Annotated in this window: 7 protein-coding genes; 5 read left to right on the top strand and 2 right to left on the bottom strand. The window is 69.2% G+C overall.

Translation table 11 applies throughout. The features are described 5' to 3' along the window. The 3 genes from ACFY36_RS47825 to ACFY36_RS47815 form a co-directional block, all read left to right on the top strand. Positions 1 to 306: NAD(P)/FAD-dependent oxidoreductase (locus ACFY36_RS47825; protein WP_499752564.1), on the top strand; the 306-nt coding region annotated here is incomplete at its 5' end. A 15-nt stretch (positions 307 to 321) separates the two neighbouring features. Next, the gene (trxA, locus tag ACFY36_RS47820) at positions 322 to 645 is read left to right on the top strand and encodes a thioredoxin (protein ID WP_360247931.1); all 324 of its coding nucleotides are present in this window, start codon (positions 322 to 324) and stop codon (positions 643 to 645) included. Positions 646 to 741: 96 nt separating this feature from the next. Continuing rightward, entirely contained in the window at positions 742 to 1,890 is a 1,149-nt protein-coding gene (locus ACFY36_RS47815; RefSeq protein ID WP_498693485.1) for an N-acetylmuramoyl-L-alanine amidase, read from the top strand. Here ACFY36_RS47815 and ACFY36_RS47810 read toward each other — a convergent pair. Next, the gene (locus ACFY36_RS47810; protein WP_499752563.1) at positions 1,887 to 2,555 is read right to left on the bottom strand and encodes a GNAT family N-acetyltransferase; all 669 of its coding nucleotides are present in this window, start codon (positions 2,553 to 2,555) and stop codon (positions 1,887 to 1,889) included. The genes ACFY36_RS47815 and ACFY36_RS47810 overlap by 4 nt on opposite strands. Positions 2,556 to 2,712: 157 nt before the next feature. Between ACFY36_RS47810 and ACFY36_RS47805 the strand changes: the two genes are divergently transcribed. Together ACFY36_RS47805 and ACFY36_RS47800 are read left to right on the top strand one after the other, a co-directional pair. Then, the gene (locus ACFY36_RS47805) at positions 2,713 to 4,020 is read left to right on the top strand and encodes an aminotransferase-like domain-containing protein (protein ID WP_499752562.1); all 1,308 of its coding nucleotides are present in this window, start codon (positions 2,713 to 2,715) and stop codon (positions 4,018 to 4,020) included. Between the two features lie 7 nt (positions 4,021 to 4,027). Beyond that, the gene (locus ACFY36_RS47800; protein ID WP_499752561.1) at positions 4,028 to 4,990 is read left to right on the top strand and encodes a D-alanine--D-alanine ligase family protein; all 963 of its coding nucleotides are present in this window, start codon (positions 4,028 to 4,030) and stop codon (positions 4,988 to 4,990) included. 617 nt (positions 4,991 to 5,607) lie between these two features. On the opposite strand, the gene ACFY36_RS47795 is transcribed toward ACFY36_RS47800, so the two are convergent. Next, positions 5,608 to 6,552 carry a hypothetical protein gene (locus tag ACFY36_RS47795; protein ID WP_499752576.1) on the bottom strand — a complete coding sequence of 315 codons (945 nt, stop codon included), beginning with the start codon at positions 6,550 to 6,552 and terminating at the stop codon, positions 5,608 to 5,610. Positions 6,553 to 8,961: the final 2,409 nt, after the last annotated feature.

The following is an 8,961-nucleotide window of genomic DNA, read 5'->3' as shown; positions in this document are numbered from 1 at the left end:
GGCAAGGTCAACGGTGTACGCCTGAAGAACGTCGAGACCGGCGAGACCAAGGTCCTCGACGTGACCGGCGTCTTCGTGGCGATCGGCCACGACCCGCGCAGCGAGCTGTTCAAGGGCCAGGTCGAGCTCGACGACGAGGGCTACGTGAAGGTCGACGCCCCGTCGACGCGCACCAACATCCAGGGCGTCTTCGCCGCCGGCGACCTCGTCGACCACACCTATCGTCAGGCCATCACGGCCTCCGGCACGGGCTGTGCCGCGGCCCTGGACGCCGAGCGCTTCATCGCGTCATTCGTAGAGCTGTAAGACCGGGAGGGTCTAGTGGGAGCAGGTAAGGCGATCAGCGACGCCACTTTCGTGAGCGACGTGCTGCAGTCCGACAAGCCGGTGCTGGTCGACTTCTGGGCGGAGTGGTGCGCGCCCTGCAAGAAGGTCGACCCGCTGCTGAACGAGATCGCCAAAGAGATGGGCGACAAGGTCCAGATCGTCAGCATCAACATCGACGAGAACCCGGAGACCACCCGGGCCTACCGCGTGATGTCGGTGCCGACGCTGACCATCTTCAAGGGCGGCGAGGCCGTGAACTCGGTCACCGGCGCCAAGCCCAAGAGCGCCCTTGTCAACTTCATCGAATCGGCCCTCTGAGTGATTGACCCGTGCCCCGCGTCCCTCGTGGACGCGGGGCACGGGCATGCCAGGGGTACTCTCCTCTGAGTCGTTCTTCGTACTAGGGAGTCGCGCGTGCGTTCCATCCGGCGTGGAGACAGCGGCCCGGCCGTTGCCGAGATCCGATCGATCCTGGTCGGGCTGGACCTGCTCACCACGGCGTCGGATGTGTTCGACGACGAGATGGACGAGGCGGTGCGCGCCTTCCAGCAGGGCCGCGGCCTCGGCGTCGACGGCCTGGTGGGCGACGAGACGTGGGGCGCGCTCGACGCGGCCCGCTGGCGGCTCGGCGCGCGCACCCTGTTCCACTCGGTGCCCGACGCGCTGGTCGGCGAGGACGTGCGCACCCTTCAGGAGCGGCTGCTCGAGATGGGCTTCGACGCCGGCCGGGCCGACTCGATCTACGGCGCCCGCACCGCCCGCGCGGTGGCCCAGTTCCAGCGTGAGGTGGGTCTCACCCCGGACGGCTCCTGCGGGCCGCAGACCCTCAAGGCGCTGCGCCGGCTCGGCCGCAAGGTGGTCGGCGGCCGCCCGCAGTGGCTGCGCGAGGCCGAGGCGTTCCGCCAGGCCGGCACCAACCTGGTCGGCAAGACCATCGTGATCGACCCCGGCCACGGCGGCGGTGACGACACCGGTGTGGTCGTCCCCGACGGCCCGCTGCGCTGGAGCGAGGCCGACCTCGTCTTCGACCTGGCCGCCCGCCTCGAGGGCCGGCTCGCCGCCGCCGGCATGCGGGTCCACCTCACCCGCGGCCCACACCCGACCGAGCCGATGAGCGGCGCCGACCGGGCCGCGCTGGCCAACAGCCTCGGCGCCGACCTGCTGATCTCGCTGCACCTCGACGGACACGACAACGAGGCGGCCGACGGCGTCGCGGCGTACCACTACGGCACCGGCAGCGGCCTGAGCTCGACCGTGGGGGAGCGGCTGGCCAACCTGGTCCAGCGCGAGATCGTCGTGCGGACCGGGATGCGCGACTGCCACATCCACGCCAAGACGTGGGAGCTGCTGCGCCTGACGCGCATGCCGGCCGTGCGCGTCGATCTCGGTTATCTGACCTCGCCGGCCGACCGCGACCGCCTGGTCAACCCGCTGTTCCGCGAGCAGATCGTCGAGGCGATCCTGGCCGCCGTCCAGCGCATGTACTTCCCGGTCGAGCGCGACGTGCCGACCGGCTCGATCGACGTGCGCCAGCTGCGCATGGCCCTCTCGAACAGGGCTTAGTTCTCGACCGTACGGGTGGCTGTGGCCGGGCGGACCGGCCGCAGCAGGGTCTCGGGGCTCATCGAGCCGAGCAGTTTCTCCAGCGCGTATTCGACGTCGGACTTCCACGACAGCGCGGTCCGCAGCTCGAGGCGCAGCCGCGGATAGCGCGGGTGCGGGCGTACGGTCTTGAAGCCCACCGAGAGGAAGAAGTCGACCGGAGCCACGCAGCCGGTCTGCTTCTCGTCGTCGGCCTCGCCGAACTTCGCGTCGCCGAAGGCCTCGATCGCCTTGACCCCGCGCTTGGTGAGATCGCGGGCCACGCCCTGCACGAGCATGCGCCCCAGCCCGCCGCCGGCGAACGCGGCGACCACGTGTGAGGTCATGAGCAGCGCCGCGTCGGCGCTCACCGGCGAGGTCGGAAAGGCCATCGAACGGGGGACGTACGCCGGTGGGGCGTACATCACAAAACCGGCCGGCATGCCGTCGACGTACGCCAGCTTGCCGCAGGAACCCCACTCCAGCAGCGTCTGCGAGACCCACGCTTCCTTCTCGAGCCCGGGGTCGCCGGAGGCGCAGGCGCGCTCCGCGGAAACCGGGTCAAGCTCCCAGAAAACGCACTGCCGGCACGGCCTCGGAAGATCCTCGAGCGTGTCCAGAGTGAGGTTGACCAGGCGTCGTGACACAGTCGTCCCCCTTGAACTCCGTACCCCGATGGGGATCCTACGCCGCAATACCCATGAACGGGACCAGTTGGGGCAGCCTGGCCGGTTAACCGAGGGCCTGTGGTGGCGTGCGCGACTACCATCGGAACTCTGTCTCCCAGAGCGAGGTGAGAGCCGCATGACCGGCACAACCCAGGACGACTACATCGATCGCTACGCGCGCCGTGTGCGTGGCATGACCACGTCGGAGATCCGCGCACTGTTCGCCGTGGCCAGTCGTCCCGAGGTGGTGTCGCTCGCCGGCGGCTCGCCCTACATCGCCGCCCTCCCGCTCGACGCGGTCGGCGAGATGCTCAACAACCTCGCCGCCGACCAGGGCGCCACCAGCCTGCAGTACGGCATCGGCCAGGGCACGATCGAGCTGCGCGAGCGCATCTGCGAGGTCATGGCGCTCTCCGGCATCAGCGGCGCGTCCCCCGACGACGTCGTGGTCACAGTCGGCGGCCAGCAGGCGCTCGACCTGCTCGCCCGCCTCTTCCTGGACCCGGGCGACGTGGTCCTCGCCGAGGGGCCGAGCTATGTCGGCGCACTCGGCGTCTTCCAGGCCGCCCAGGCACAGGTGAAACACGTGCCGATGGACGACGACGGGCTCATCCCGGCCGCCCTCGAGGAGGCGATCGCCGAGATCGAGCGTTCGGGCCGCAAGGCGAAATTCCTCTACACGATCCCGACGTTCCAGAACCCGGGCGGCATGACGCTGACCGACGAGCGGCGCGAGCAGGTGCTCGACATCTGTGAGCGCGCCGGCCTGCTGGTGGTGGAGGACGACCCGTACGGCATGTTGTCCTTCGAGGGTGACGCCCCGCGGCCGTTGCGGGCCCGCCGTCGCGAGGGGGTGTTCTACGTGAGCACGTTCTCCAAGACGTTCGCGCCCGGCCTGCGGGTGGGCTGGATCCTGGCGCCTCATGCCGTACGGGAAAAGCTCGTCATGATGAGCGAGGCCAACGTGCTGTGCCCGAGCGCGTTCGCGCAGGGCGCGGTGACGCAATATCTGTCGACAATGCCGTGGCGCGAGCAGATCAAGGTCTACCGCGAGATCTACCGCGAGCGCCGCGACGAGATGCTGAGCGCCCTGCGCGACCTGATGCCGGCCGGCACGACATGGACCCGTCCGACGGGCGGCCTGTTCGTCTGGGCAACCCTGCCCGAGGGCCTCGACTCCAAGGCGATGATGCCGCGCGCGATCGCGGCCAGGGTGGCATACGTGCCGGGAACGGGCTTCTACGCCGACGGCACGGGCCGCAGCAACATGAGGCTGAACTTCTCGTTCTCGTCGCCCGAGCGCATTCGTGAGGGCATCCGCCGCCTGTCCGGCGTCATGGAGCAGGAGCTGGCGATGCGCGCCGTCTTCGGACCGGCCGCCGCGCAGACGCACCGCCGCCGGGGCACGGCCGCCGCCGACGCCCCCGGCCCCGACTTGGCATGATCTCTCCATGGTTACGGGTGACGATGTGCGCGTGATGGTTCTGGCCGGCGGCCTCTCCTACGAGAGGGACGTCTCCCTGCGCTCCGGCCGCCGGGCGGTCGACGCGCTGCGCGCCGCCGGCATCCAGGCCGAGATGCGCGACGCCGACGTGACACTGCTGCCGTCCCTGCAGGAGGACCCGCCGGACGCGGTGGTGATCGCCCTGCACGGCGCGACGGGCGAGGACGGAAGCCTGCGAGGCGTCCTCGACCTGTGCGGCATTCCGTACGTGGGCTGCGACGCCCGGGCCTCCCGCCTGGCCTGGGACAAGCCGTCGGCCAAGTCGATGCTCCGCGAGGCGGGCATCGCCACCCCCGACTGGGTGGCCCTGCCCCACGACCGTTTCTCGGAGCTGGGCGCGGTGGCGGTCCTCGACCGCATCGTCGACCGCCTGGGCATCCCGCTGATGGTGAAGCCGGCCCAGGGCGGTTCAGGCCTGGGTGCGGCGGTGGTCCGGGAGGAAGCGGCCCTGCCGGCGGCGATGGTGGGCTGCTTCGCGTACGACTCGACGGCCCTGGTGGAGAAGTTCGTACCAGGCAAGGACGTGGCGGTTTCCATCATCGATCTGGGTTCGGGCCCCGAGGCCCTTCCCACGGTGGAGATCGTCCCCCGGGACGGGGTGTACGACTACGCGGCCCGCTACACGGCCGGCCTGACGACGTGGCACGCGCCGGCCCGTCTGTCCTCGTCGGTGGCGGCCCAGGTGGCGGAGACGGCGCTGGCGGCCCACAAGGCGCTGGGTTTGAGGGACCTCTCGCGGGTGGACCTGATCGTGCCGGACGACGGAGCCCCTCAGGTCCTGGGCATCAACGTCTCACCCGGCATGACGGAGACGTCGCTGCTCCCGCTGGCCTTCCAGGCCGCAGGCCAAGACTTGGGCCGCATCTTGGCCACGTTGGTGGAGCGGGCTGTAGCTCGCGCCGCTGCCTAGTTCCCAGCCCTCTTCTCTGGGGCACCTGCCGTCATTCCTCGCCGCAGGGACCGGCCGTCACCGTTCTTTTGGGCCGTCGGCCGTCGCCCTCCTTGGAGCCGCCGGCTGTCACCCTCCTTGGAGCCGCCGACGTCACCCTCCTTGGAGCCGCCGGCTGTCACCCTGTGCGGGCGCCCGTCGTCACCCTTCTCCGGGGCCGCTGGCCGTCGCCCTCTCTGGGGCCGCCGGGCGTCACCCTGTGCGGCCGCCGGGGGTCACCCTCTGCGGCCGCCAGGCGTCACCCTGTGCGGGCGCCAGGCGTCACCCTCTCTGCGGGCGCCCACTGATGCCCATCCCTTCCCGGCCCACCTTCCCGGCCCACCTTCCCGGCCCACCTTCTCGGGACAGCCTCGAAGGGCCGGCCGGCGTTCCTGAAGCGCTTGCTCGACTCACGCCGCGCACTCCGGCCAGCCTCGACCGAGGGCGGCGACCATCCCGGCATCGGCATCCTCGCCATGGGCCGGTTCCCCTGGCGCTCGCCTAAATTCCCACCTGTGGATCACCTCGGCGGCCGCGAGTGTCCTCAAGGGGCGGTGGCGGGATTGTGCTCGGGTCGCCTGACATCCCCGTACACCCCATCAAGAGGGAGAAGGAGTCTGTGCCTGACCCAGGCGCGGGGTTTGGGTGGGGATCGTCGGAGACTCACCAACGGTCTGAATCTCGACGTCGCCGAGGGTCGAGGGGCGCGCGGCGGTGAGGTCGTCGGTGACGCCGTCGGCAAGGTCGTCGGCGAGGTCGTCGGCGAGGTCGTCGGTCGCATCGTCGCCGGGGAAGCCGTCGTTGCGGAGGACGTCGCTTCGGAGAACATCGCCTCGGGAAGCTCCGCTTTGGAAGACGGTGCCGCTTTGGGCCTCACTGGCGTTGAGGTCGTCCGTGCTGAGGCCGGCGATGTTGAGGTCGCTGTCGCTCAGGTCTGCGTCAACGGGTTCGTTGCCGTTGGGGGAGAGGTTGATCGTGGACGGGGACTCCCACTTGATGTGCGCGGGCTCGGCGATGGCCTTGCCACCGAACTCGGCGAGCCAGGCGGCGACGAGGGCGAGATTTTCGTGCCACTCGTGCTCGGGGATGACGGGAAGGATGTCGTCCCAGAGGGAAAGGAACGTGCCGCGCAGCTGGAGGCGGCCCTGCGGACGCGCGAGGAACCACATGTGCAGGTGAGCGGAGCCGTCACCCCATCGGTTGACGTGCACGCGGGCCACGCCGTCGAGGGACCGGATCGCGCGCTCGAGGCGGACGGTCATGACGCCGAGCTCGGCCGACAGGAGATTCGGCAGATCGCCGAGATCCAGATGCGACCGGCACTCCAGAATCACCACGACCGGGAGCCCCGTGGGACGGTCCATGGCCCGCACGCGCCAACGTTCACTGACCCAGATGTACGCCTCGTCGGGCGTATTGCAGGCGACGCAGTCAGCGGCGTCCTCGCCGGCTCGGGGAGGCTCCACCTCGACCGGAGCGGCCAGCGGCTTGACTCGCATGTCGCCCTCGAACGGAAACGACGGCCAGCGAGTGAAGCCGGGCAGAGGGACGGTGTTGTCGGGCACGAGGGAACCTTAGCCGAGGCCAGACCCACTGTCCCGGGTCAATTTTCGCGACCTTCGAACCACCCCAGACGTAGATCCCCGTCACGGTCCGTGGACGCCACCACACCGTAAAAGTTATCCACAGAAGTTATCCACAGGCTCCCCCGTTTCACGTGAAACGCGACGTAGATGGCTTGAAGCCCCTGTGGATAGTTCAGCGCCGAGCCCGCAGCACATCGGCAGCGTTTCACGTGAAACAGAGCCCGCAGCTTTTCAACAGGAGTTACGCACAGGGTGTGGATAACTCTGAGAGGCACCCGCAAGAGACGCCCCGCAGCTGTCGCCTTCTGGCAGGCGCGACCTCGCAGATACTCCCCTTGGATCGAGGGCGGTGACGGACAGAGCCCTCGCCGAGTGGCCAATGCCGGCCATGACGTGAGCCCTCTTCGCGTCGCGGTGCGGCCGTCCAGATGGTCCGCTGCGACCTCCGTCCTCCGTCTCGTCGCGATCCGGGTTTCACGGCTCCGAGGGCGAGGTTGGAGTGAACCGTCCATGCGAGGCGGCCGGTGCTAACGAGGTTGGTGGGGCCGGATCGCACCATGGGCCGGCCCGTACTGCCATCGGAATTTGTGGCCCCATCCCTGTGCCGGTTCTAAATAGAGCCGGAGCCGCCTATGGCCGTTCCCCGCTTTCGCCGCCCCGGGCGGTGACGGGGGCGCGGAGCGCGCCAGCACCTCCGCGATCACACGCCTCACGCTGGAACCGGCCAACCCGCATAGCAACCGGCACGGACGGAGAGGGAGGGCAGGAACCCGGTTTGTAGGTGTCACTGAGCCCAACTTCTCGCACCGCTGGGTATCCGTACCCGGGCGGGGTGCCGCTGGAGGCCCGCGGCTCATACAGAGGGCCCACGATCGCCAACCGATGTCATCGTCAGGTCGAGCCTGGAGCGTCGCCTCCGTCAAATTGCCGCAGTCCGTCGCTGCTTGCCCCTCGCTTGATGAGATTCCGACGACGGCCCCAGACCCCTGGCTTCCACAGCTTCCACGGCTGGCTTCCACGGCCCATGATCGCCGCCTTCCGAGGACGTGGTCGACCTTCCCGCGTCATTTCCTCCAGCCATCTCGGCCGAAGCAATGGCTCGCAGAGCACCACTCGCGGATGCGGCACTTCCGAGGTCGCGTTATCGCGCTATCAACAGCGCGACCCAACACTCCACCAGACAGCCCGTCATGGGCGGCCACGGCCCAAAGCGCCGAACGGGGCGTCGCTTCGATCTTCAACAGTTGACGCATCCCGGCCTGAGCGAACGGCCGAGCAAGCTCTCCGCCGGGACCCCGCCGCCGAACTTCTGGCGCCGCTCGTCGCGACTGCCGACCACAGCGCCCAAGACGCCGACAACCGCCATCGCCCGGTCACCGGCCGACACGCGGGACTGCCACCCAGTGGCAGCGCCAGTCCTGGGCCAAGGCTTAAGCAGACACCAACTTCAGGGCTTGATCGGTCAGCCCGGCAACGCCAAGTCTCTGCGTCCGCCACCATGCCACAGCCGGCTCCTCGCTCGCTTGTGGCTCAGACAATCGTTTGACCGTCCTCGTGCTGCTACTCGAAAGGTCGTTGCGTCGCGCTGGCCATGCCTGTAGCGCCGCGTCGCCTGCGCGCGTAGGAGCTGTTCTCGAGCCACAGCCATCGCACTACTCCCGGCACGGCACATCGGTAAGCCGGCACCGGGACCCGCGGAATCATAGGTCGGCAGCCCTCAACCGACGGAGTTCCTCTCGCGGAGGCGTCCAGATTCGACGCGCCAGGCCCCACTTCAGAATCCCTACTTGACCCCGCTCGGTGCGGCTCTCCCGTTCGCCACCAGTTGGCGCGGACCCACCGGGATGACGGCACCGTCCATACGGTTCCACCGCAACACCGGCTAAGGGACGTGAGGCGGGATCGTGCGGAAGCAACCTAGACCATCGCCAGGCACGGCCAATCAGCTTCAGCCAGGCGCTGGCGTCCCTGTAGCCGGCGGCCGAAGAAGCCGGTGGCTCGGCTACGCCCGGGAACCCCGCCGACCGCGGCCGTGACCGAGGAACGTCGTCCCGGGCCCATGGAGAGCTGCCGCTGCAGGTGCGCTTAGGCCGGCTGAGGGCCGCCCTGGAGGCGCACGGTCCGGCCGTCTCGGGCACCTACGCCACCTCTAGCCCGCCGAGCAGCAACCACATCCGAGTGGACGGGCTAAGGCTGAGGACCCGTTGCCGGAGCCGGCAGCTCCTTCGCCTCATCTTCGCTTGATTCGCAACCGCGAAGGGTGCGCAGTCGCCCGTGAGACCGACGAGTGGGCCTACGCGTCCGCGACGATGCCGCCATCGCGCCGATTCGACGCGTCTCAGCAACCCCGTGTTTCACGTGAAACGC

This window comes from Actinoplanes sp. NPDC000266 (genome assembly GCF_042899005.1).
Classification (GTDB): Bacteria; Actinomycetota; Actinomycetes; order Mycobacteriales; family Micromonosporaceae; genus Actinoplanes.
The sequence above is the reverse complement of the archived record's forward strand: the minus strand, read 5'-3'. Positions and strand labels throughout refer to the sequence as shown.